This window comes from Actinomadura sp. KC345, from assembly GCF_004348515.1.
GTDB lineage: Bacteria > Actinomycetota > Actinomycetes > Streptosporangiales > Streptosporangiaceae > Spirillospora.
Genome location: NZ_SMKH01000112.1, coordinates 1 through 22821, shown reverse-complemented (window position 1 = coordinate 22821; position 22821 = coordinate 1). Strand labels below are relative to the sequence as shown.

At 70.3% G+C, this 22821-nt stretch carries 20 protein-coding genes; 6 read left to right on the top strand and 14 right to left on the bottom strand.

Annotated elements, in window-relative coordinates; translation table 11 throughout:
• The coding region (locus tag E1281_RS19770) for a TerD family protein (RefSeq protein ID WP_165959008.1) at positions 1–497 on the bottom strand (497 nt) is incomplete at its 3' end.
• A gap of 357 nt (positions 498–854) precedes the next feature.
• Here E1281_RS19770 and E1281_RS19765 point away from each other — a divergent pair.
• Entirely contained in the window at positions 855–2519 is a 1665-nt protein-coding gene (locus E1281_RS19765; RefSeq protein WP_131880300.1) for a DMT family transporter, read from the top strand.
• An 828-nt stretch (positions 2520–3347) separates the two neighbouring features.
• Here the strand turns inward: E1281_RS19765 and E1281_RS19760 are convergent.
• Positions 3348–5165 (bottom strand): glycoside hydrolase family 15 protein, encoded by a 1818-nt coding sequence (locus E1281_RS19760; RefSeq protein ID WP_279433630.1) that lies wholly within the window; start codon positions 5163–5165, stop codon positions 3348–3350.
• Positions 5166–5766: 601 nt separating this feature from the next.
• On the opposite strand from E1281_RS19760, the gene E1281_RS19755 reads away from it, so the two are divergent.
• On the top strand, positions 5767–7068 hold the full coding sequence (locus tag E1281_RS19755; protein ID WP_131880296.1) for an EamA family transporter: 1302 nt from the start codon (positions 5767–5769) through the stop codon (positions 7066–7068).
• 95 nt (positions 7069–7163) lie between these two features.
• Here E1281_RS19755 and E1281_RS19750 read toward each other — a convergent pair whose 3' ends face one another.
• The 7 genes from E1281_RS19750 to E1281_RS19720 are packed head-to-tail and all read right to left on the bottom strand — an operon-like array spanning position 7164 to position 15139.
• Positions 7164–8153 carry an ABC transporter ATP-binding protein gene (locus E1281_RS19750; RefSeq protein WP_243717141.1) on the bottom strand — a complete coding sequence of 330 codons (990 nt, stop codon included), beginning with the start codon at positions 8151–8153 and terminating at the stop codon, positions 7164–7166.
• A gap of 2 nt (positions 8154–8155) precedes the next feature.
• Positions 8156–8935 carry an ABC transporter ATP-binding protein gene (locus E1281_RS19745; RefSeq protein ID WP_131880292.1) on the bottom strand — a complete coding sequence of 260 codons (780 nt, stop codon included), beginning with the start codon at positions 8933–8935 and terminating at the stop codon, positions 8156–8158.
• Positions 8932–9822, bottom strand: a complete 891-nt coding sequence (locus E1281_RS19740) for an ABC transporter permease (RefSeq protein ID WP_131880290.1) — start codon at positions 9820–9822, stop codon at positions 8932–8934. The genes E1281_RS19745 and E1281_RS19740 overlap by 4 nt, the downstream gene beginning before the upstream one ends.
• Positions 9819–10835, bottom strand: a complete 1017-nt coding sequence (locus tag E1281_RS19735; protein ID WP_131880288.1) for an ABC transporter permease — start codon at positions 10833–10835, stop codon at positions 9819–9821. The genes E1281_RS19740 and E1281_RS19735 overlap by 4 nt, the downstream gene beginning before the upstream one ends.
• 1 nt (position 10836) lies before the next feature.
• Complete coding sequence (locus E1281_RS19730) at positions 10837–12423, bottom strand: ABC transporter substrate-binding protein (RefSeq protein ID WP_131880286.1); 1587 nt, start codon at positions 12421–12423, stop codon at positions 10837–10839.
• 51 nt (positions 12424–12474) lie between these two features.
• Complete coding sequence (locus E1281_RS19725; protein WP_131880284.1) at positions 12475–14046, bottom strand: hydantoinase/oxoprolinase family protein; 1572 nt, start codon at positions 14044–14046, stop codon at positions 12475–12477.
• A complete protein-coding gene (locus E1281_RS19720; RefSeq protein WP_243717139.1) occupies positions 14039–15139 on the bottom strand; it encodes a DUF917 domain-containing protein in 1101 nt (366 codons plus the stop codon). Before E1281_RS19720 ends, E1281_RS19725 begins: the two co-directional genes overlap by 8 nt.
• A gap of 119 nt (positions 15140–15258) precedes the next feature.
• Here E1281_RS19720 and E1281_RS19715 point away from each other — a divergent pair, with 119 nt between their 5' ends.
• Positions 15259–16740, top strand: coding sequence for a helix-turn-helix domain-containing protein (locus tag E1281_RS19715; RefSeq protein ID WP_131880280.1), 1482 nt, complete (start codon positions 15259–15261; stop codon positions 16738–16740).
• Between the two features lie 136 nt (positions 16741–16876).
• Here the strand turns inward: E1281_RS19715 and E1281_RS42620 are convergent, their stop codons facing one another.
• From E1281_RS42620 to E1281_RS19700, 4 genes are all read right to left on the bottom strand, one after another.
• Positions 16877–17002 carry a hypothetical protein gene (locus tag E1281_RS42620; protein WP_279433629.1) on the bottom strand — a complete coding sequence of 42 codons (126 nt, stop codon included), beginning with the start codon at positions 17000–17002 and terminating at the stop codon, positions 16877–16879.
• Positions 17003–17206: 204 nt separating this feature from the next.
• On the bottom strand, positions 17207–17683 hold the full coding sequence (locus E1281_RS19710) for a hypothetical protein (RefSeq protein ID WP_131880278.1): 477 nt from the start codon (positions 17681–17683) through the stop codon (positions 17207–17209).
• A gap of 228 nt (positions 17684–17911) precedes the next feature.
• Entirely contained in the window at positions 17912–18400 is a 489-nt protein-coding gene (locus tag E1281_RS19705) for a hypothetical protein (protein WP_131880276.1), read from the bottom strand.
• A gap of 191 nt (positions 18401–18591) precedes the next feature.
• On the bottom strand, positions 18592–19071 hold the full coding sequence (locus E1281_RS19700) for a hypothetical protein (RefSeq protein ID WP_131880274.1): 480 nt from the start codon (positions 19069–19071) through the stop codon (positions 18592–18594).
• Positions 19072–19285: 214 nt separating this feature from the next.
• Between E1281_RS19700 and E1281_RS19695 the strand changes: the two genes are divergently transcribed.
• The 3 genes from E1281_RS19695 to E1281_RS19685 all read left to right on the top strand — a co-directional run bounded on the left by E1281_RS19695 (position 19286) and on the right by E1281_RS19685 (position 21390).
• Complete coding sequence (locus tag E1281_RS19695) at positions 19286–20026, top strand: ribonuclease III domain-containing protein (RefSeq protein WP_131880273.1); 741 nt, start codon at positions 19286–19288, stop codon at positions 20024–20026.
• A 173-nt stretch (positions 20027–20199) separates the two neighbouring features.
• A complete protein-coding gene (locus tag E1281_RS19690; protein ID WP_131880271.1) occupies positions 20200–20697 on the top strand; it encodes a hypothetical protein in 498 nt (165 codons plus the stop codon).
• Between the two features lie 78 nt (positions 20698–20775).
• Positions 20776–21390: an A24 family peptidase gene (locus E1281_RS19685; RefSeq protein WP_243717137.1), complete on the top strand. Its 615-nt coding sequence runs from the start codon at positions 20776–20778 to the stop codon at positions 21388–21390.
• Between the two features lie 10 nt (positions 21391–21400).
• Here the strand turns inward: E1281_RS19685 and E1281_RS19680 are convergent.
• The coding region (locus E1281_RS19680; RefSeq protein ID WP_131880267.1) for an LCP family protein at positions 21401–22821 on the bottom strand (1421 nt) is incomplete at its 5' end.

Genomic DNA, 22821 nt, shown 5'->3' with positions numbered 1-22821 from the left:
GGAGGAGCCTGGGAACCGTCGTCGGTGACGTCGACCCCGAAGTCGCGGGCCAGTCCGGCCAGTCCGTCGGAGTACCCCTGGCCGACGGCGCGCAGCTTCCAGCCCTGCCCGCGGCGGTAGATCTCCGCGAGCAGCAGGACGGTCTCGCTGGACGGCCGCGGCGGGGTGAACCGGGCGACAACCGCACCGTTCCCCCCGACGGCCCGAAGTGTGGGGGCCGGCAGGCCGCCCAGCGGCGTCCCGGAGTCGGCCGCGCTGATGACGACCGTGACCCGGCTGGCGCCCGGCCGCAGCCGCGGCGGATCCACCACGATGGAGCCGCCCTGGAGGCGGGCACCCGGAGCGGACGGCTGGTTGAAGAACACGAAGTCCGCGTCGCCGCTCACCTTCCGGTCATCGCCGGTGATCAGCGCCGACACGTCGAAAGGCCCCGGTACCTCGATCGAGATCGCACCGTCGGGCAGCGGAAGGTTCCCACCCGCCATCAGCTCGCTCACCGCAGTCCCCTCTCCGGAGAGGCCGTCGACATCCACGCGCGCGTGGATGAGGGCTCCCCGAAGACCGTGCCAAGCCACGCCGACGCGGCAACGGTGCGGTTCGACGGAGCTTGGAGAACATCGCTTCCTCGACGAGAAGTGTTGCCGTTCTCACACGTTTCAGGACTGTTAACGGTGCCGACTCAGAGAGTCGGCTCATCCAGCCTCTCGGAGGCCGGATGACACCAATCATCACCTGCGTCCCTCACGGGCCAGGTGCACACACAACGAAAAGGAGGTTGGTGACGTATGTCGTCATCCAACACAACCGAGGCGCGGCCAGATGCCGTCAGCCGGGCGAGGCGAGGCAGGACCTTCATGGTCGTGTCGCACGTCTCGTCGGCGATCGGCATCGCCGCCACCACCGGGATGCTGTGGTACCAGGGCAGTGCCTGGATCAACACGCCTGGGACGATCATCCTGCTCGCCATCCTCCTGGCGCAGTTCGGGTGGATGACCATCAGGAACTCCCTGAGGCCCGCCACCTGGAACTCCGACCAGAAGGGCGCGATCGCGAGGATCTTCCTGGGCAACATCATGGTGAACCTCGCCTGGCCGTTCGCCGGCCAGACGATCGGGATCGGGGCGGCCAACGCCGTCCTGGCGCTCGGTCCGGTGAGCGTGGGGCTCCTCGAAGACATCCGGGAGCGCCGCATCAAGCCGATCGTCCTGCGAATCGGGGTCATGGCGGGGATCGTCCTCGTCACCGAGCCGTGGGACGGGGCGTCGTTCAGCCTTCTGGGCGTGTTCGCGGCCGCCTGCGGTGCGTGGCACTTCTGGAACATCCCGACGGTCCTGGGCCGCTTCGGCAAGGAGAACGACCCGGGCACCGTGAAGAAGCAGGACCTGGGCATGCTCGTGTCCAACCTGTTCGCCATGCCGATCATCCTCGGCACTGCCATCGTCCTGACCTTCGTCCAGGGGGAAAGCTGGGTGTCCGGTGAGGTCACCCTCGTCGCCCTCGCGACGGTGATCGGGGCGGGGCTCTTCGCCGCGGCATTCACGATGGACGGTCCGATTCTCCTGCAGAACCGGGCCAGGAACATGCTGAGCAAGACCAGCATGGGCGTGATGTTCGCGTTCGCCCCCATCGCGGGCTTGATCGTCGGCACGATCGGCGACTGGCTGGGATGGGTCTCGGGGAACCAGGACATCTCGTTCCTGAACGTGATCGGGATCCTCATGGTCTCGGGCTTCGCCTACTGGGTGACCCGCGCCAAGCAGGGGACCGGGGAGGGCGCCGCAGTCCGTAAGCAGACGCAGATCGGACCCGACGCCAACCTCGATCCGGTGACCGACGAGCTCGACATCAAGGTCGTGGGGGCGGAGCCCCCCGCGAACTCCGCCGAGCCGGTCACCGCCCAGCAGGAGATGGAGGCCGCCCTGAAGAGGGCGACCGACGAGCTCCGCGAGGTCAAGGGCGACCTGGGCCTGGCGGAGGAGCAGCGGGAAAGGGCGAGTGCCGATCTGTCCATGGCGCTCACCGCGCTCGCGAAAAGGGACGCCGCCCTGGAGGAGGCGGACGGCAAGTTCAGGGAACTGACCACGAAGTACGACGACGTGGTCAGCGACCGGGAGGAGCTGACCGCCAAACTCGAGGAGATCCGCCGTCAGGTGGAGACTGTGACCGAGCTCACCGCCCAGTACGCGGAGGAGGAGTCCTCCGCTGACCAGGGTAACGAGCTCCGCATCGAGTCGCCCAACGACGTGACCTACACGCCGGACGGCGGCATCACCATCACGAACGCCCGCGCGGTCAAGGGCCGGACGGGCGGCCTCACCATCGAGGTCAAGGGTGTCCGAGGAGCGTCCGTCGGTGACGACGGAAGCTTCACGGGCAACGACGTCACCTCCGGCACCGTCGTCATCGGCGACAGGGAGGTCACGTTCCGGAAGGCCCACAGGATCGAAGCCGGTCCCGCGGGTCTCCGTCTCGGGCACACCGCCCACGTGCGCTCCACCCGCGGCTCCGCCGCCGAGTAGGGCGAACGACGAGGTTAGACCGGCTCAGCCGGCACCTGGTGTTTCGGGTGCGAGGTGAGGGCCGGCCAGCCCTCACCCTCGTACGCGAGGAAGGGGTGGCCGCCTCTTCCACGCATCATGGTGCACTCGGATGCAGGTGAGGCGCCGGCCAGCCCTCACCTCGCATGCGAGGAAGGGGTCTGGCCGCCCCTCCCTCCTTCCCGAGGACACCATGGTCCGATCAAGCACGAGGTACCTCGCCGTGAGGCAGGGGCGGCCAGTCCGCCCCAGACCTCCACCTGAGCGGAGGGGAGTCCCTCCCCTCCGCTCTCCACAGTCGCGTCGGGGAGATCCCTCGACGACCAGTACACCGTGCGGCCGGTCCTATCAGGATCGGCCGTACTCTTTTGTCTCCCGACGCCATGAATGGCGAGAACGGGCCTGGTGAAGGCCGTGCTTTCCTCCGTGACGGCGCCGACATGTGACGGACATCCCATAAGTGCTGACCTACATGATTCAGAGCACATTGGAACGTTCTTTTTGGTGGGCCCGGCACGGCCCGTCCTATAATCGCTATGCGCGTCTAGATGGTCACCGGTACCACATGCTCTCGGCGAGGCCGAGCTTTCTCCGTGCGGCGGCATCCGTCGGATGGCGATCTGGGGTCCGGCGTTCGGCGCGCCGATTTCAGGAAGGTCAGGAGCGTTGTTGTTCTCGTCCGGTCGCGGGGGACCGGTGGCAGAAAAGAACCGACCCGCGCTTGTGACGCGGGCCGGTCGGTTGTGTTGAGTTGTGTGGGACACCGGCCCGCGCCTCAGGAGGCGCGGACCGGTGCGTGGAGAGTGGCCGCTACCGGCCAACCACCTGGACACCGGCGTTGATGAGTGCCAGTGCGGCGTCGATCAACCCGAGGTGCGAGAAGGCCTGGGGGGTGTTGCCCCAGTGCCTGCCCGTGTCCGGGTCGACCTCCTCGGCCAGGAGGCCGAGGCTGCCCGTGTAGGCCACGGTCCGGTGGTAGAGCTCCTCGGCGAGCGTCAGCTCACCGATGGCGACGTAGCCCTGGACCAGCCAGAAGGAGGTGATGACGAACGCCATCTCCTCCCCCGGGAGGCCGTCACCGAACTCATTGGTGTCGTACCGGAGCAGCCCGCCCTTGTGGGCCAGCCCCTCCGCGACGGCGTGCACGGTCGCCCGCACCCGCCAGTCGTCCGGCGGCAGGAGCCTGAGGGTCGGGATCAGCAGGCACGACGCGTCGAGCGCGTCGCGACCCGGGACGGCGGTGAAGACGCCGTCCTCTCTGACCCCGTCGAGGATCGCCTTGCGGATCTCCTCGGCGGTCTTGGCCCACTCGCGGGCCTTCTCCCGGTCGCCCCGGATCGCGGCGAGCCTGCTGCCGCGGTCCAGCGCCACCCACAGGTACAGCTGCGAACTGGTGAAGTGCTGGGGCTCGCCCCGCACCTCCCAGAACCCGCGATCGCGGGTCCCCCACGCCTTGAGGGCCCCGTCGGCCAGGCGGACCACGAGACGCCAGGTCTCGGCGGTCTGCTTGTCCCGCTGGGTCTGGTAGATCAGCTCCAGGAGCTGACCCCAGATGTCGTTCTGCACCTGGTCGAAGGCGCCGTTCCCGATGCGAACCGGGCCGGCTCCCTCGTACCCGCGGAGGTGATCGAGGATCTCCTCCGTCAGCCGGGTCCGCCCGTTGAGGCCGTACATGATCTGCACGTCCTCCTCGGGCAGGTTCGCGAAGAACTTCACCAAGGAGTCCGCGACCTCGGTGAAGCCGAGTCGGTGCAGCGCGATGGCGCTCATCGCGCCGTCGCGGCCCCACACGAACCGGTAGTCCCAGTTCCGGATTCCTCCGGGGGTCTCCGGCAGCGAGGTGGTGCCGGCCGCTGCGATCGAGCCGCTGCGGTGGCACAGCCCCATGAGGAACAGCGCGCTGCGCGCCATGTCCGCCCCGAAGGGGTGGTCCGGCACCCGGCCACTGGCGATACGGTCCCGCCAGTAGTCGATGGTGTCCTTCACCAGGGACTCAGCCTCCGTGTAGCTCTGCGGAGGCTGGTGGTCGCCCCAGGTGATGGCGATGTAGGCGCCGTCCCCTTCGCTGAGGGTGCGTGCGGCCTTGACCTGGCCCCGCTCGAACTCGACGGGGTCGTCCAGGTCGGTGGTCACCCGGAGCTCGATCCCGTCGTGGGAGCGAGCCCGAGCCACGCCTTCGATGCGCTGGCCCTCCCGGAGGTGGACCTCCCACTGAGCGGTCTCCCGCCCGTAGTCGAAGTCCGGCTCCAGGACGGCACCGGCGCGGACCTCGCCTCCGGTGCACTTGATGAGGCGCACCAGGGTCTGGCGAGCGCCGTGAGGCGTCCGCACGAGCGCGTCCGTGACGGTGAGGCGTCCCCCTTCGGGGGTGCGCCACTCCGTCTCGATCGCCAGCGCGTCAGCGATGTTGCGCTGTGCCGTGGGCGAGTTCACGCCGACCGGGCCGACGTGGAAGCGGCCCCGACCTCCGAGGAGACCGGAGAACACCGACGGCCCGTCCATGTAGGGCAGGCAGAGCCAGTGCACTTTTCCGCCCTCGGTGAGGGCGATGGTCTCTCCGTCAGCCAAGAATCCCAGCCCCTCGAGGCGGGGGAACTCGGTTCGGGAGAGCGGACTCAACTTAGGCATGAGTCCTGACCTCCTTCTTTTCGTTGTTCCGCCCCGACCCCCTTGGGGGGTCGGGTGGGTCCGACGCTTCGTGCGCCGAACATCGTTAACAGTCCCGAAACCTGCGGAGGCGGCAAGCTTCCCGGCCACCGAACGTGGGGCGTCGGCCGGCCCGGGCATCGCAGGTGGGGGCCGCCGGGAGGCGCGCGCCCGGTGGGCGGGAAACGCGAGTGGAAGTGATCGGCTGAATTGATGACGTTTATCGTTTAACGCCATCGCGATACGCCGATGGGAATGGAAAACGGCGGGCCGGTCTCCGGGGAGTTCTTCCGGAGGCCTTCCCGCCGTTTCCGTGTGCCCTCACCGACGGTTCACGACGCCGCCGTTTCGAGGGAGGGCTTGCACACGGCCACCTTAGCCGCAAAGGGGCCGCACGAGCAGTTCGTAAGCACCTGTTCACCGGGCGGCCACCCGCAGGTGGCCGCAGCTCAGCGGCCACCCCTGATGATCGTTCCGGAAGTGACCGGCTCTACCGGGTCGTGCCATCAGTCGGCGCGGCGCAAGGTGAGCCGGGTCACGACCGGTTCTCCTTGTGTGCGCCTCACATGAGGAGTTCAGAACAATGACAAACGAAACCAGTAAGACAACAGGGCGGCACCCCTGGTACGGGGTGTTGCTCGGCGGCTTCGACAGGCTCAGCTCGGCGGGCGGCAAGGCCGTCCTGGACGAGCGGCTCATCGGTGGCAGCGGGCCCCTGCCGGTCCAGCACGCCACCTTCCTGGAGGCGACGATCGGCGGCCTGCTCCTGCTGATCCGCCTCTACCTGCCGGCGCTCCCGTTCCTGCGCAACAGGCGCGGGTCCGGCACGCCGGACGACATCGGCGAGGGAACGACGAGGCGACGCGTCCTGGTCTTCCTCACCTTCCTGACCATCGCGGGGGACAAGGCGCTCTTGGTCCTCGCACTCACCGCGGTCCCCTTCTCCATCGCGGGAGGGATCTACTACGCGATCCCGCTGCTGGTCCCCGTGATCTGGGGGTTCCGGAGCGGGAAGAAAGGGCTGGCCGCGTTCGTCACGCTGTTCGCGGCGGCCACCGCGTTCGGCGTGGTGCTCATCGTCCAGGACGGGACGGCGCAGGGCGGGTACCACCTGGTCGGCGTGCTCCTGGCCATCGGCGCGGGCGTGAGCCGGACGCTGTTCCTGCCGGTCACCGACCGGCTCATCAAGGGAGCGGGCCGTCGTTACACCGAGAAGGCCATCGCGTGGTCGCTCGTGTTCGTCGGCCTGGTCGCCGGCGGGATCGCCGCCGTCACCGGTGACTTCGAGTCGATCCTGGATTGGGAGATCATCGCGTGGGCGGCGCTGGTGGGCCTGCTGAACAACACCCTGCCGCGGATCTTCCAGATGCCCGCGCGCGAGCTCGCGGGTGACCGCGTGTACGCGGTGTTCCTCGCGGGCAGCCCGGCGATCGCCACCCTGGTCGGGGTGGTCTTCCTGGGTGACCGCCTGGCCATGGGACAGGTGGGCGGGTTCGTGCTCATCACGGCGTGCGCGGCCACGCTCGCCTACGTGAGCCTCGCCCTGGGGGGACAGGCACCGTCCGTCGAGCTGCAGCCGGCCACGCCCGAGGCGAGGCTGGAGGACTTCCGGCACAAGCTGGCCACGGCCAAGGAGACGGCCCGGGAGCTCGCAGCGAAGATCAAGGACTTGGAGCTCCAGGCCGCCAAGGCGGAACTGGAGGTCGCCGAGTCGGACTGGACCGAGGCCCAGCGTAGGAAGACTCAGGCCGAGGCCAAGGCCAAGGCCGCCGAGACCAACCTCAGCTCGGCGACCGCCAATGCCTTCAAGGCGGAGTCGAGGGTCGAGAAGGCCCGAGAGAAGCTCCGCCTCACCCTGGGCGGGGAATCAACCGAGACGTCCTAGCCGGAGATCCCGGCGGGAGTCGCGGCCGAACGCCGCGTGGCGCCCTCGGGCGGCACGTCCCCACCGAGACGGCGGGAGGGTTCGTCCTCCCGCCGTCACCCTTTTCCGGCCTCGGCGCCCCGCGGGGCGCCGAGGCCGTCGCCGTCGCCGGGAGGCGCGGCCTGGTGGCAGGCGACGCGGTGGTCGTCGGTGAGGGGGAGCAGCCGCGGGTCCTCGGTGGCGCACCGGTCGACCGCGATCGGGCAGCGGTGCCGGAACGGGCAGCCGTCCGCCGCGGGCAGCGCGTCGGTGACCCCGGCGGCGCGGTGCGCGGTGCCCAGCCGGGGGACGGCGTCGCGCAGCGCGGCGGTGTACGGGTGGGACGGGCTGCCGAGCACGGTGCCGACCGGCCCGGACTCCACGATCCGCCCGGCGAACAGGACGTGCACGGTGTCGCAGAGCCGGTCGACGATGGCCAGGTTGTGGGTGATCAGCAGGTAGCTGAGCCCGTGCTCGTCCCGCAGCCGCGCCAGCAGGTCCAGAACGCGGGCCTGGACGGTGACGTCCAGCGCGCTGGTCGGCTCGTCGAGGATGAGCAGCCGGGGGTCGATGGCCAGCGCACGGGCGATGATCACGCGCTGGCGCTGCCCGCCGGACAGCTTGTGCGGGTGCCGGCCGGCCAGGTCCGGATCGAGGTCGACGTCGGCGAGCAGGTCCGCGACCGACGGCAGGGCCTCCTCGCCGCCCTTCCCGTTCGCGGTGCCTTTGCGGTGCCGCCGCCGGATCCTCAGCGCCTCGTCGATCGAGGCGCCGATCCGCATTCTCGGGTCGAGTGCCTCGCTGCCGTCCTGGAACACCGGCTGCACCTGCGACCGGTAGCGGGCCCGGTCGGCGCGGTCGAGCTTGGCGATGTCCCGGCCGCGGAACAGCACGCTGCCGTGCTCGGGCCGGACCAGGCCGAGCAGCGCCCGCGCGATGGTGGTCTTGCCGGACCCGCTCTCCCCGATGACGGCGACGCCGCCGGAGGACTCCGGGATGTCGAGGGAGACGCCGTGAACCACCCGGGTCCGGTCGTAGGCGACGCTGAGGTTCTCCGCGCTGAGCATGATCACTTCCCGATCGCGGGGACCGCGTCGAGCAGCTCCCGCGTGTAGTCGGCGTCGGGGCGGTGCAGGACGTCGGAGGCGGGCCCCGACTCGACGACCCGGCCCTCCCGCATGACGACGACCTGGTCGGCGATGCCGGACACGACGGCGAGGTCGTGCGAGACGAAGACCAGGGCGATGCCCTGCTCGTCGCGCAACCGGGCCAGCAGGTCCAGGACGGCCGCCTGCACGGTGACGTCCAGCGCGCTGGTGGGCTCGTCGGCGAGGATGACGTCGGCGCGCAGCGCGACGGCCATCGCGATGGCGAAGCGCTGGGCCTGCCCGCCGGATATCTGGTGCGGGTAGCGGCGCAGCAGGCCGGGGTCGAGCAGCACGCTGCGCAGCGCCTCCTCCGTCCGCTCCTTGGCCTGCGCGCCGCGCAGCCCGTGCCGGGCGAGGACCCGCTTGAGCAGGGTGCCGAGCCGCATCGTGGGGTTGAGGGCCGACTGGGGGCTCTGGCTGACCAGCGCGACGACCGAGCCGCGTATCCGCGACAGCGCCCGCTCATTCGCCGTCACGACGTCGGTGCCCTTGACGACGATCTTCCCGGTGACCCGCAGCCCGTCGGTCAGCCCGAGCATCGCGTTCAGGGCCGTGGTCTTGCCCGAGCCGCTCTCGCCGACGATCGCGACACACTCGCCCGGGGCGGCCCGCAGTTCGCCGAGCGAGGCCAGCAGTCGGTCACCGGCCCGCACCTCCAGGTCGTCGACGGTGAGCACCGGTTTCGCGTGCACAGGGGTCATCGGGTGACCTCCCTTCGGGGGTCGAGCGCGGACCGCAGTCCCTCGCCGAGCACGTTGAAGCAGAACGCCGTGATCACGATGGCCAGGCCGGGGAAGGCGACCACCCACCAGTTGGTGGTGAACAGGCTCTGCCCCTGCTGGACCATCAGCCCCCATTCCGCCGTGGGCTCCTGCGGCCCGAGGCCGAGGAACGACAGCGCCGCGGCGGTGAGGATGACACCGCCCGCGTCCAGGGACAGCTGGACCAGCGTCGGCGTCAGCGAGTTGGGCAGTACGTGCCGCAGCACGATCCGGGTCCGGGACACCCCGAGGCAGCGGGCGGCGTCGATGAAGCCGCGCGATCTGATGGAGGTCGCCGCGACCGCGGACATCCGCGCGTACCAGGGCCACCAGGAGGCGCTGATGGCGATGATCGCTCCCTGGACCCCGGGGTGCAGGACCAGCGCGAGCGCGACCGACAGCAGCAGCGCGGGGAAGGCCAGGAACACGTCGGTGATCCGCATGATCACGTCCCGGACGGCCCCGCCCGCGTAGCCGGCGACGACCCCGAGCAGCACGCCGATGGCCGCCGAGATGGCGAGCACCGCCCCCGCGATCAGCAGGGACGTGCGCGCCCCGTACAGGACCCGGGTGAGGACGTCGCGGCCGACGCCGTCGGTCCCGAACCAGTGCTCGGAGCCGGGAGGCTGGAGCGCGTTCTCCGCGTGGGTGGCGTCGGTGCCGTCCGCCGGGTAGGGGGCCAGCAGCGGGGCCGCGATCGCCGCGATCACGATCAGGACGAGCACCACGGCGCCGACCGCGGCGAGCCGGTCGGCGCGGGCCGCCCGCATCAGCCGGTGCGTGATCGTGCGCCGGGTGGCCGGCTTGGCTGTGTCGATGGCGGTCATCGGATCCTCACCCGCGGGTCGATGGCGGCCTGCGCGATGTCCACGAGCAGGTTGAGGACGACGTAGGTGAACGCGATCGCGATGGTGACGCCCGCGATGGCGGGGGCGTCGGAGGAGCGGATCGCGTCCGCGGCGTACCGTCCGAGGCCGGGCCAGTTGAAGATCGCCTCGACCAGGAAGGCGTTCACCAGGGAGAAGGCGAACACCAGCGCCAGCAGGGCCAGCACCGGGCTGAGGGCCGGCCGCAGCGAGAAGCGGGTCAGGACCTGCCAGCGGGTGAAGCCGAGGGCCCGCTCCAGCCGCGCGTGGTTCTGCGTCGACTCCTCGATGAGCGCGGCGCGGGTCATCTGGGCGACCACGCCGGTCGGGTAGGCCGCGATCGCCAGCGCGGGCAGCACCAGGTGGGCCAGGGTGCTGCCGAGGATCGGCCAGTTCCCGGTGAGCAGCGCGTCGACCGCGGTGATGTTGGTGTAGAGGCTCAGCGGGCTGGTGCGGTCGAGGCCGGGGTCGTACTCGCCGGCGACGGGCAGCCAGCCCAGCTGCGTGGCGAACAGGTTCTGCGCGAACAGCGCGAGCAGGAACACCGGGACCGAGACGCCCAGCATCGAGCCGATCCGGATGGAGCCGTCGGCCGGTCCGCTCTTGTAGCGGGCGGCGAGCACGCCGAGCGGGATCCCGGCCACCACCGCGATGAGGATCCCGGCGCCGACCAGTTCCAGGGACGCGGGGAAGGCCGTGGAGATGTCGCCGACGACCTCTTGCCGGGTGTGCAGGCTGATGCCCCAGTCGCCGCGGACCAGCGAGGTGAGGTAGTCCCACAGCTGGATCAGCAGGGGGCTGTCCAGACCCAGTTCCGCGCGGGTCCGGGCGAGCTCTTCCGGGGAGGCCCGGGGCCCGGCGTAGGTCACCGCCGGGTCCCCGGGCACCAGCCGCATCACCACGAAGGTGAGCACCACGACACCGGCCACGACGAACGCGGCCTGTGCCAGGCGCCGGAGCAGGTAGACGACCATGTCAGGAGGCCGCCGGGCTCAGCTGGTGGGCGAACACGACGTTGGGGTACGCGGGGTTGTCGATGTACCCCTCGATGCCCGCCGAGTACGCCCGCTGGTACTGCTGGACGAACAGCGGCGCGGCGACGGCCCGCTCGTTCAGCAGCTCCCGCTGCAGCGCCCCGTACGCCTTCTCGGCCTCGGACCGCTTGGTGGCGGTCAGCTCCGGCAGCCCGTCGATCTCCTTGTCGATGCCGGCGTCGTCGAGGTAGGTGAGGTTGAAGTTCACCGGGTCGGCCGAGCGGAACAGGTTGAGGAACCAGCTGTAGGCGTCCGGGTAGTCCGGGAACCAGTACATGATCAAGATGTCCTGCCGCTTGGACGGGTCCTTGGTCTTGGCCCGGTCCCACTGGGCGTCCCACTGCATCGGCTTGGCCTGCAGTTCCACGTTCAGGCTCTTCAGCGCCGAGCTGAGCAGCGTCACGAACGTCTGCTGGTCGGCGTCGCCTTGCGCGTAGGTGGCGTCGAGCGTCAGCTTCTTCTTGCCAGGCCCGTAGCCGGCCTCGTTCAACAGCCGGGTCGCCTTCGCGGCGTCCTGGCGGGCGGCCAAGCCGGGCGTGGCTCCGGTGAGGCCGTTCGGCACGACGCCGCTGGCGCGGGTCACCGAGCCCTTCAGCGCCGACACCAGGCCGTCGTAGTCGATCGCCGCCTGGACGGCCTTGCGGACCTCGGCGTCCTTCATCGGCCCGGCCTCGGTGTTGAAGAACGAGATGAGGTTCTGGAACGACGGCGTCGTCTGCGTGTCGAGGTCGTCGGCCTTCTCGGCCTGCTCGAAGAGCTGCGGGTTCAGCCTCTGCACGAAGTTGACGTCACCGGCCTGCAACTGCTGCCAGGCCGTGGTCACCTGCGGTGTGTTGCGGAACTCGATGCTGGTGTAGCGCGTGCCGTCCCAGCCGCCCCAGTACTCCTTGAACTGGCCCAGCCGCACCTCGGCCTCCTGTCCCTTGTTCCAGGAGGTGACGGTGTAGGGGCCGGTCCCGGTGTCGCGTCCCTTCGCGAAGTGGTCCTTGAGGTCGCCGCCGGAGGGGGCCTTGGTGTCGTAGATGTAGGCGGCGTAGCCGGACGAGGAGATCAGGTCCAGCGGCGCCGCGTACTTCAGCTTGAACACCAGCGTCTGCGGGTTCGGTGTCTCGATGGACTTCACCGGGTCCCAGATGTAGGCGGCCCCGCCCTTCATCTCGATCGTCCGCTCGATCGCGGCCTTGGCGGCGGTGGAGGTCACCGGGTCGCCGGTGTGGAACTTCACGCCGTTCCGCAGCTTGAACGTCCACTCCTTGCCGTCCTCGGAAGGCGTCCATTCGGTCGCCAGCAGCGGCTTGACCTTCTTGGTCTTGCTGTCGTACCGGGTCAGCGACTCGTAGATGTTCTGCATCGCGATGATCTCGTTGGAGTACGAGGTCGCGGGATCCCAGTCGGTGACGACGTTGAGGTTGAAGGAGTAGATGAACGAGTCGGCCGAGCCCGCCTCGCGGACTTTTCCGCCGGAGCAACCGGTGACGGCCACGGCGAGTGCCGCCGTGACCGCTAGCGCTCGGATACGCCATGACATTGCAGGATCTCCTTGGGGGTACCGGAGGGTCGGGGGCTGGGAGCCTGGGGGTCAGATGTTGCCGAGCGGACCGGCCGCCTTGACGCGCAGCCGCAGCGCGGGTTCGGGAAGATAGCTCATCGGGATCTCGGTGATCTCCACGACCTCCAGTCCGGCAGGGTCGGCCCCGGCCTGTACGGCCCGGCGGCAGGCGTCGCCGGATGCCGCCTCGATGGCCTCCCGGCGGCCCTCACCGGCCGGGATGATCGTCTCGATGGTGCCGCTGACCAGGGCGATCGCCGCGCCGACGGCGTTGGCCACGTCCCCGTTGCCGGGACGGATCACCTCGGCGACGCCCTCCAGGCCGTCGGGCACCAGGAACGAGCCGCCGCCCACCACGACCAGCGGCTGGTCGGTCTTGCCCAGCGTGACGCGGTCCACCGCGTCGGTGAGCATCGCGTCGGCCGTCTCCATCGCCGAGGCCAGCGTGCCGCGCAGCCGGTCGGGGATCGGCGCGGAGGCGGGCGCCCCGCGCCCCGCCAGTGCGCCCGCGTCGGTGAGCGTCGGGGTGTCGCCGCCGAAGGTCAGCGCCTCCTCGGTGACCCGGTAACCGACCGACCGCGGCCCGACGGCCCCGTCGGGCCCGATGACGGTGCCGCCGCCGAGCGCGAGCGCGAGGATGTCGGGCATCCGGAAGTTGGTCCGCACCCCGCCGATCTCGACGCCCGCCGCGGACTCCCGCGGGAAGCCGGCGTTCAGCACGCCGAAGTCGGTGGACGTGCCGCCGACGTCCGCGACGATCGCGTCGGTGAGGCCGGACAGGAACGCCGCGCCCCGGATGGAGTTGGCCGGGCCCGAGCCGATCGTCAGCACCGGGTACCGGACGGCGTAGTCGATGGCCATGAGGGTGCCGTCGTTCTGCGCGAAGTAGGTGACGACGTCCAGGCCCCGCTCGGTCAGCGTGCTCTGGAGGCCCTCCCACACGTTGCTGATGACCCGGTAGAGGGCGGCGTTGAGGATCGTGGCGTTCTCGCGCTCCAGCAGCCCCAGCGTGCCGATCTCGTGGCTCATCGAGATCGGCACGCCGTCACCGAGCTCGGTCCGCGCGATCGCCGCCGCCTCCAGCTCCTGCTCGTCGGACGCCGGGCTGAACACCCCGGTCAGCGCGATCGCGTCGGCCTCCTCGGCGATGTCGGCGAGCACCGCGCGCAGCGCGCCGGTGTCCAGCTCGGAGATCGGCCTGCCGTCGACGTAGTGGCCGCCGGGCAGGATGGCCGTCCGCGCGGTGACCGCCGCCGACAGGTCGGCCGGCCAGGACTGCGCCGGCGGGACCGAGGTGGTGGCCGGTCCGCCGAGCCGGATCGCGGCCACCCGGCCGAGGCCCCGCCGTTCCAGGATGGCGTTGGTGGCGTGCGTGGTGCCGAGCATCACCCGGCCCACCCGGGGGGCGTCGTCGCCGAGGTGGTCCAGCACCGTGTTCAGCGCCGCCTTCAGGCCGGTCGTGACGTCCGCGGTGGTCGGCTGCTTGGTGCGGGCCAGCACGGCGCCGCCGCCGTCGAGCACGACCGCGTCGGTGTTGGTGCCGCCGACGTCGATGCCGACGCGGAGGTCCTGATCCGTGGGGCCGGACGTACGGTCAGCCATGGGTGAGCTCCTCCACGGGCGTGTAGTCGATGTCGTAGCCGAAAGCCCGCGGGCCGGCCGTGGCGAGACCGCGGTCGGTCCGCCAGATCGGGTCGCACGGCCAGGACAGCACCGCCACCCGCTGCCCGTAGCGCAGAGCCTCGGTGGAGATGGCGTCGCCGGTCTGCGCGTCCACCACGGTGATCAGGTCGGGGACGCACGCCAGCGGCCGGCCGTCCTCGAGCGCGATCAGGTTCTCGTTCTGGATCTCCACCCGGAGCAGCCGCCCGCGGTCGTCGCCGGTGCCGTCGATGACCAGGCTGCCGCGGACGAAGCCGCCGCCCGTCCGCCGTTCGACGTCGACGATCTTCCCGCCGATCAGGACGGTGGCGTCGAGCACGTCGCACAGCGAGCCGACCGGGTCGACGCCGTCCTTCACGGCCCGGCCGATCTCCAGGGCCCTGCTGACCGTGCCCGGGATGACCGCGGCGCCCGATCCGCCGCTCGCCCCGCCGCCGGTCGCCGCGCCCCGCGCTTGCGCGCCGGTCATCACGTAGTCGGTCATGAGCGCGGAGGCCCCGGTGGCGACGCAGACGGCGCGGGAGATGCGCTCCGACCACAGGCCGTCGACAGGGCGGACCGTGGTGACGTTGCCCTGCACGTCCGCGAGGACGACGAGGTTCACCGGCAGTCCGGCCACGTACATCGCGACCATCTGGACCTCGGGGAACGCCCGGCCCATCCCGTCGGCGTCGATGAGCGGCAGGCCCAGCCGCGCCGCCCAGCCCGCGGGCTCGACGCCGTTGGAGCCGCCGATCTCGCAGGCCATCACCGCGGCGACCGGGCGCCCCAGGGTCCGCTCCACCTCGTCGCGGATGAGCAGCGGCTCGTCCCCGCTCATCAGCATCTCGTAGGAGACGGTGGGTGCTCCGATCCCCGCGAGCGGCAGGATCAGGCTGTCGTGAGGCACCTCCGACAGCGGGATGAGCGGGACCTCGCCGCATTCGTCGATCGCCCGGACGGTGGCCAGCGCGCCCGTCTCGACATCTCCGCCGCCTCCGGTGCCCAGGACCGCGCAGCCGCGCGCGAGGGCCGGGACGTCGTCGATCGTCACGCGACCGGTGATCGAAGGTGTCGTTTGCATGCCAGAAGACTCCCGCGGCCCGTTGATTCGACGAAAGTCCGCGTAACACAAGGTTTCATGAATGTTTGTGTCGCTGACACAATATGCGCGTGTCTCACGTCGTGGATCTTCTCCGGTCGGGCTCCCGGATCCCCCTCACCCTCCTCGCCGGCCCGGCGGAGGCCGTGCCGCTCACCTCCGTCACCGCGGTCGAGGGGCTGGACCGGCTCCACGGCGCCCCACCCGACTCGCTCGTGGTCGTGACCGGGCGGTCGGCATCGCAGGCCGCCGGATACGAGCTGGACATCGCGGTCCGGACGGCCTCAGAACGCGGTGTGGCCGCGCTGGTGCTCATCGGCGGCGGCCCCCTGCCGATCACCGCCGCGCGGCTCGCCGAACGGGCGGGCCTGGCCGTGCTGGCGGCCGAGGAGGACTGCGACGTCGCCGAGGTCGTGCTCTATCTCGGGCAGGTCATCCGCGGGGACGCCGCCGACTCGCTCGCCCGCGCCCAGGCCGCGATCCAGATCGTCCGCGAGTTCGGCGACGCCCCCGACCCCGACGACGCCGACGACCGCGTCGCCGAACTGCTGGCCCGGGTCGGCGCCGTCCTCGGCCGCACGCTGTCGACGTCCGAGGACGCCGCCGGGCCGCACGCGGGCGAGCCGATCAGGGTGGCGGGGCGGCGGCACGGCGGCGTGACCGGCCCGCCCGACGACGCGGTGCGGCTGGTGCTGCCCGCCGTGGCCGCCGAGATCGGGCGGCTCCGGCAACTGGCCCTGGAGCGCGCGACCGCCCCGGGCCAGACCCGGTCCGACATCCTCACCGAACTCATCGTCACCGAGCACCCCCACGCGGGCGCGCTGGCCGACCGGGCCAGGGGGCTCGGGCTCGCCGTCGACGACCTGCACACCGTGGTCTGGATGACGCCGGACCGGCCGCCCGGATCCGACCCGGCAGAACTGGCGGAGCGGCGGCGGCTGTTCGACACCCTCACGCTGCGCGCCCACCAGGCCCCGCGCCCGCCCGGCGAGGCGTGGAACCTGGCCAGGCTCGCCGCCGACATCGTCCTGGTCGGCACGGCCCGAGCCGAGATCCGCCCGCCGCGCGTCCTGCAGATCATCCACGGCATCCGGGCGTCGGTGGCCGAGGAGCATCCCGGGACGATGCTGCGCTTCGGGATCGGCACACCGCAGCGCGGCATCGACGGGCTGCGCCAGTCGGCCACGGAGGCCCGCGCCGCGGCGGCGATCGCGACCCGCTCCCGCGAGCTCGTCCACGCCTTCGACGCCGCGGGGATCAACCGCGTCCTGGCGCAGGTCGCCGGCTCGCCGCTCAGCCGCCGGGTGGTCGACGACCTGCTCGCCCCGCTCGACGCACTGGGCGCGCAGCGATCGGGCGAGGCCATCGCCACCCTGTGCGCCTACCTCGACGCGCGGAACTCCCTCAAGGCCGCGGCCGCCCGCCTGCGCCTGCACCCCAACGCGGTGAACTACCGCATCCGCAAGATCACCGAACGCCTCGACGCCGACCTCACCGACCCCGACACCGCCTTCGCGCTCCACCTCGCCTGCCGAGTCCGCCTCCGCGACTGACCCACCCGCCACGCCGGAAACGAGCGAGCTCCCGACAAAGAAGCGCCCTTCTCCGTCGAGGACGGAGAAGGGCGCCTTGATCAACTATATAATTGACTGATATGAACCTCGCCACTCGACGTGGGAGGCGGTTTTGCTACTCCTTGCCCTTCGGTGGATTCGGGCAGTTGGAGTTGTTGCAGGCGTGCCCCAGCTTGCCGTCGAACTCCTCGATGGGGGCCATCGGCTCACCGCAAAGGCCGCAGCTCGGCGTTCCGGACATGGTGGTTCCTTCCTGTTTTTTGTGTCATGACGCCCCCGAATGAGCGCCACACTTTTGACAGTTCATCGCACGAGGCGCTTGGCAATGTGGCCCTCGTCACAGAACCATTCAGACGCAAAAAACCGGCCTCCACCTGGTGGGGTGGAGGCCGGCCGTGTCAGCGCCGGGCTCGGGGGACGCCGAGCGTCCCCCGGGAGGCGTGGATCACAGGGTGGAAACTCCGTGCTTCACCAAGGCCCAGACCCATGTTCCGCGGTCGTGCGCGTAGGCGCCGCACCGGTCGCTCAGCGAGATCACTTGCCCGAACTCGCTGCGGGGGTCGAAGGGACCCTCGGGTGCGACCGGGTACGAGTCGGTCACCATGACGGCGGCGTAGCGGGAGTGCTGCTCCTGATCGATGACCCAGCCCAGCTTCAGGGACAACTCCGGACCGGACGCCGAGACCAGGCCGCCTTGGGAGACGCGCGGGACGTCGGCGTTCTTCACCAGATTCTGGGCGATCCTGATGATGAACGGCGTCTCCGGCCACGCATTGAACACGAAGCGGACCGTGTTCACGATCATGTCAGCGCTCGGCTGGTCGACCGTGATCGCGCCCGCCCTGAACGGGAACGGCACCTCGCCGTTCTCGAACCCGGCGGACCCTTGCTGCTGGGAACTGGTCCCAGAATCGTCGAGCATGGAATGCTCCTTTCTTGTTTGGACGTGCCCGGTATGGACACTCGCGCTCAATACCGTCCGTGGGCGGGCACGCGCGGCAGGTCTGTTCCTGCGCGAGTCGGCATATGTTCGACGCCTCGGTGTGGGCGGCGGTGCGGTGACAAGAAAAACCGGCCTCCACCTGGTGGGGTGGAGGCCGGTCGGGTCATCGCCCGGATCGGCGGATGCCGGGCGTGCGTGAGGTGCGGGTCACCGCGTCCGTGAGGTTTCGACCAGTGCCCAGACCGTCTTCCCGCTGCTGGTGCGGTAGGCGCCGCATCGGCTGGTGGCAGCGATCACGCGCCCGAAGCCGCTGCGCATCTTGGACGGCACCTGGGGGAATCCCCCGTTCCGGTCGCTGACCATGATGAGCGCGTACAGGCGGGTGCGTTCCTGGGAGAGGGCTTCCTCCGCCCAGGCCAGGGTCACCACCCAGTCCGGAGCCTCCGCCTGGAGCAGGCCCGGCGTCGGCCGGCCGTGCTGTTCGGCGTTGCGGAGCAACTCGCCGGCGACCGTCAGGACGGAGCCGAGCTCGCCGATCGGCAGCTCGCCGTACATGGCGGTCAGCATCGTCTTGAGGCGCTCCGGACCGGGCGTCCGGAGGGTCGCCTCGTCGTCGACGAGGGGGAACGGCACCGTGCCGTTCTCGACCGTGTGAGCCGGGCGCGGCCTGGGGTTGATCCCGAATTCGTTGGACATCGAGTGTTCCTTCCATCTGGTTTGTGGGCTGCGAGAGCCCTTTGGGCACTTGCCGTCTGGACTGTCCGTGGAAAAACACGTGTGGCAACACGTGTGTCCGCTGGAAAGAAGAACCGGCCTCCACCCCCGTTGGGGTGAAGGCCGGTCTTTGTGCCGTCGCGTCGGCTCCGGAAGGGGCCGCGGCGACGGCGTCAGGACCCGGGTGGCGGGTCGATTTCGAATTCGGCGAACACGTCCTTGCCGGTTCCGCAGGACACGGCTCCGTAGCCGGTGGCGAACACGCGGACGACCGCCAGCCCTCGGCCGGTGGCGCCCATGTTGTCCGTGGGGTCACGGTCCCAGTCCGGGCGGTCCGGGTTGGGGTCGTGGACCGTCAGGATGACGTACCACTTCTGCGAGGGCTCGGACTGGCCGAGGGTCACGATCAGGCTCACCTCGGACGGAAGCTCCTCGCGTTCGATGGCGGCGGCCAGCTCGTCGCGGGTGTAGCCGAGACCGTGGACGTATGCGTTCGCGACCAGTTCGGTCACGCTGAACTTCGCGAACTCGACCACCGGTTCCGGCTGGCCCTGCAGGACGCGTCCGACCAGCTCACGCCCCTCCGCCGTGGTCGGGGCGTCGATGCGGTGGGGCTCTCCCCCGAAGGGGCCCCGGTCGGAGTTCTCGTGCATGAGAACACTCCCTTTTTTGATTTGTGCGGATATGAGCCCCCCGAGGGGACTCGCGATGACCGTCCGTCCGCGCGGGCGCGGGGCAACCCGCCGGCCTCCGCGGCGGACGGGACGCGGCTGCGGCACGTTGCGGTCTCCGTGCTCGGCCGCACGGTAGGTGCCGGGTGTCCACAGGCACCCGGCAGCACTGACAAACAAAACAGAAGGAGACGGCATGTCCGTGAATCGACCGGAGCGGTTCGCTTCGACGGAGAGAGCGGAGCTGGCCCGGGCGCTCGGCATCGAGCCCGGGGCCCTGCTGGAGCAGGCTCTGACGCATCGCTCCTACGCCCGCGAGCACGGCGTCGCCGCCAACGGGACCTTGGTCTCCCTCGGCGGCGCGGCGTTGTCCATGGGTGTGGCGGAGTTCCTCTACCGCGGCTTTCCCGACCTGGAGGAAGATCTGCTGAGCAGGATGCGAGGCGCGGTGGTCAGCGCCCAGGTACGGGCGGAGGTCGCCCGGTCGCTCAAAGTGGGCGATCACATCCGTCTCGGCAACGGTGAGTGGATGTCCGGCGGACAGGACAAGGACTCCGTCCTGGCCGAAGCGATGCTGGGCCTCATCGGGGCGGTGTACCGGCAAGGCGGCATGGAGAAGGTCTCTTCTCTGGTCCACCGGTACTTCGGCGTCCACATCGAACAGTCGTCCGCGCGCCGCGGGGTGGCGGTGGACTGGAAGACCGAACTGCAGCTGCTCGTCTCCCGCGAGAAACTCGACGGCCCTCGCTACCGCTTCGAGGAGTACGGCGCCGGCCACCAGCGACGCTACTCCGCCTGGGTGGTGGTCGGCGGTTCCGAGTACGGGCCGGGTGAGGGCGGCAGCAAGAAGCAGGCGGAGCAGCACGCCGCCGAGGCCGCCTGGCGTGCCCTCGACAGCGGCTTCTCCGGTGGCGCCGAACCCGCTGCCGGGGGATGACCCCATAGCCTCCCAGTGAGGAACCGAACCGAGACGGCCCCTCCACGGGGCCGTCTCATTCGTTCGGTGCGGAGCGGATACGAGGCCGCCCGGGCATGAACGCGCGCGCCGCGCCGACGACGCGTCCCCTGGAACGGTTGCCGGGGTCGCCGGGTTCCGGACGGATCGTGGATATGTTCAACAGTCGTAGGCCGCGGACGGGCTGCGTCGGCTGCCTCGGCCGCATCGTGCTCCTGGTGATGCTCGGCTTCGTGGTGCTCATCTGCGTCGCCAACCGTGCCTGGTTGCACGAGAAGGCCCTCAACGCGATGTACGACGACCGGCCGCAGATCCACGCCGGCAAGTACTTCAACCCGGGCGGCAGCGCGGTCGAGGACGGTGTGCGCCAGCACGCCGTCCTGATCGACGGGAAGCCGCACGTGCGGGTGGAGTCGCCGACCGACGAGTGGCACACGAACCACAAGGACGCCAAGTGCAAGGACGACGTGTGCACGGCGGCAGCGAAACCCGAGGACTTCGTCGGCGCCGGAGGCATCGACATCGGCGGCATCGTCGCCGGCCTCCTGCTGTGCTACATCGTCTGGATCCTGATCGTCGGAGACGATGACGACGACCGCTACTACCGCCGGGGCGGCCGCTACGGCGGTAGGCGGTACGACGACGGATACTGACCCCGGGGCCGGCGTGCGCCCGTCCGGCTATCGTGCCGGAGAGATGCCGGAGAGCGGGGCGAGGTTTCGATGGTCGCGTTGGCGTTGACCGCCGCGGGATTCCTCGTCGGCCTGCTCCTGGCGCCGATGGCGGCGGCGTTCGCGGGCGCGGTCACGCGCCGCCACAGGATCCTGGTCGGGCTCGTCACGGCCGCCGTCTACGGAGTTCTCGGCTGGCGGGTCGGGACGGAGCCCGTCCTGGCGGCGCTGCTGTACCTCGCCGCGGCCGGTGCGCTCCTGGGGTTCGTCGACGTGAGGGCCAAGCGGCTTCCCGACCGTTTCACGCTGCCTTCGTACGGCATCGCGGCGGCGCTGCTGGCGGCCGCGGCGCCCTTCACCGAGGACGGATCGCAACGATTTCAGCACGCCCTCATCGGAATGGCGGCGCTGCTGGCCATCTATTTCGTCCAGGCGTTCGCGGCGCCCGCGGGCATCGGAATGGGGGACGTCAAACTCTCCGGCGTCCTTGGCCTCTATCTCGGCTGGTTCGGGCTGGACGCGTGGGTGCTGGGCCTTCTGGCGACCTATCTCCTCGGTGGCCTCGCCGGCATTGGAATCCTGATCGTGCGCCGTACCCGCAAGGGCGAGTTCCCGTTCGGACCCTCCATGTTCATCGGCACCCTCGCAGCCGTCCTGTCATTCCCCGGGAGTTGATTCCCGCACTCTATTTGCAGGGGTTGTCGCCGGCCTTGACGCCTCCGCCGATCCTGTCGATGGGCTGCGGCGTGAGGCGGACGCCCTTCTCCCCGATGACGAGGCGCACGCCGTCCTCCGGGGTCTTGGGGTCGGCCGTGAGCAGCGCGTTGGGGACGTCCCGCGCGAGGGCCGAAGCCTGCGCCTCGGCGGGAGGCGCGTACTCGATGTGGCTGTCGGGCACCGCGGCCGCCTTCTCGACCTTCTCCGCCACCTTGTATCCGCGCTTCCCGAGCCGTCTCACGACCCGCTTGACCAGGGCGTCCTTCGCGCCCGCGTCGACGACGACGACGTTCACCTCGCCGGGCGAGGGCGGTGCCTGTCCAGGCCGGCCGGGTTTGGCCGGCTCCGCGGGCAGGTCGTTGTCGTGCCGGACGGCCTCGAAGAGCGCCTTGGCCTGCCGCTGGTTCCACTGGACGCGGTTGGGGTCGGGCGCGTACCGCTCGACCGGCACGGTCACGAACCGCACCTGCCCCGCGCTCATGCCCCTGAGCCCCTCGGCCAGCTTCCGCATCGCCGACAGGTCGAGGTCGTCATCGGTCGTCATCGACTTGGTCGCGGCTTTGAGGAACTTGTACGTCTTCGCCGGATCACCGAGGACGGAGTCGGTGGCCTTGTCCGCGACCGCCGCCATGAACTCCTGCTGCCGCTCGATCCGCTCAAGGTCGGACCCGTTTCCGAGGGAGTACCGGGCCCGCACGTAACCGAGGGCCTCCTCGCCCTTCACGGTCTGCTTGCCCGCCTCCAGATACAGCTCGGCCCGCGGGTCGTTCACGGGCTTGTCGACGCAGATCTCGACACCGCCCAGCGCGTCCACCATCCGCTTGAACCCCGAGAAGTCCACCTGGACGAAATGGTCGATGTGGATACCGGTGAGCGACTCCAGCATCTTCCACGTGCACGTCGGCCCGGCGAACGCGAACGCGGTGTTCAGCATCCCGAACCGGGCCGGGACGGTCCCGCCGTCGTCCTTCTCGCACTCGGGGATCTTCACCATCGAGTCGCGCGGAAAGCTGATCCCGACGGCCTGGTCCCGGTTCGGCGACAGGTGCAGCAGGATCGCCGTGTCCGACCGCGCCCCGGACATGCCGGGAACCGCGTACTCCGCGTTGTCGCCCTCCCGGGTGTCGGACCCGATCAGCAGGATGTTGAGCGACTTGTTCAGCTTCTCCGGCCGGTTCGCGCCGAGCCGGTCGCCGACGTCCTTCTGCTCGATGCCCCCGACCAGATCCCGGTAGAGCCACGCCGCCCCCACACCGCCGAGCAACAAGACGACGACCAGCCCGAACGCCGTACGCCGCAGAACCTTCCGCCGCCGCGCCCCCTTCCCCGCCGGACCCTCGACACCGTCGTCTTGGACGCCATCCTCACCGAACCTGCCCTCACCAACGC

Bases quoted from the DNA above. Each gene is read 5' to 3' on its own strand.
- E1281_RS19765 (WP_131880300.1), top strand. From the start codon at position 855: ATGGTCGTGTCGCACGTCTCGTCGGCGATCGGCATCGCCGCCACCACC.
- E1281_RS19760 (WP_279433630.1), bottom strand. From the start codon at position 5,165: ATGCCTAAGTTGAGTCCGCTCTCCCGAACCGAGTTCCCCCGCCTCGAG.
- E1281_RS19755 (WP_131880296.1), top strand. From the start codon at position 5,767: ATGACAAACGAAACCAGTAAGACAACAGGGCGGCACCCCTGGTACGGG.
- E1281_RS19750 (WP_243717141.1), bottom strand. From the start codon at position 8,153: ATGCTCAGCGCGGAGAACCTCAGCGTCGCCTACGACCGGACCCGGGTG.
- E1281_RS19745 (WP_131880292.1), bottom strand. From the start codon at position 8,935: ATGACCCCTGTGCACGCGAAACCGGTGCTCACCGTCGACGACCTGGAG.
- E1281_RS19740 (WP_131880290.1), bottom strand. From the start codon at position 9,822: ATGACCGCCATCGACACAGCCAAGCCGGCCACCCGGCGCACGATCACG.
- E1281_RS19735 (WP_131880288.1), bottom strand. From the start codon at position 10,835: ATGGTCGTCTACCTGCTCCGGCGCCTGGCACAGGCCGCGTTCGTCGTG.
- E1281_RS19730 (WP_131880286.1), bottom strand. From the start codon at position 12,423: ATGTCATGGCGTATCCGAGCGCTAGCGGTCACGGCGGCACTCGCCGTG.
- E1281_RS19725 (WP_131880284.1), bottom strand. From the start codon at position 14,046: ATGGCTGACCGTACGTCCGGCCCCACGGATCAGGACCTCCGCGTCGGC.
- E1281_RS42620 (WP_279433629.1), bottom strand. From the start codon at position 17,002: ATGTCCGGAACGCCGAGCTGCGGCCTTTGCGGTGAGCCGATGGCCCCC.
- E1281_RS19710 (WP_131880278.1), bottom strand. From the start codon at position 17,683: ATGCTCGACGATTCTGGGACCAGTTCCCAGCAGCAAGGGTCCGCCGGG.
- E1281_RS19705 (WP_131880276.1), bottom strand. From the start codon at position 18,400: ATGTCCAACGAATTCGGGATCAACCCCAGGCCGCGCCCGGCTCACACG.
- E1281_RS19700 (WP_131880274.1), bottom strand. From the start codon at position 19,071: ATGCACGAGAACTCCGACCGGGGCCCCTTCGGGGGAGAGCCCCACCGC.
- E1281_RS19695 (WP_131880273.1), top strand. From the start codon at position 19,286: ATGTCCGTGAATCGACCGGAGCGGTTCGCTTCGACGGAGAGAGCGGAG.
- E1281_RS19690 (WP_131880271.1), top strand. From the start codon at position 20,200: ATGTTCAACAGTCGTAGGCCGCGGACGGGCTGCGTCGGCTGCCTCGGC.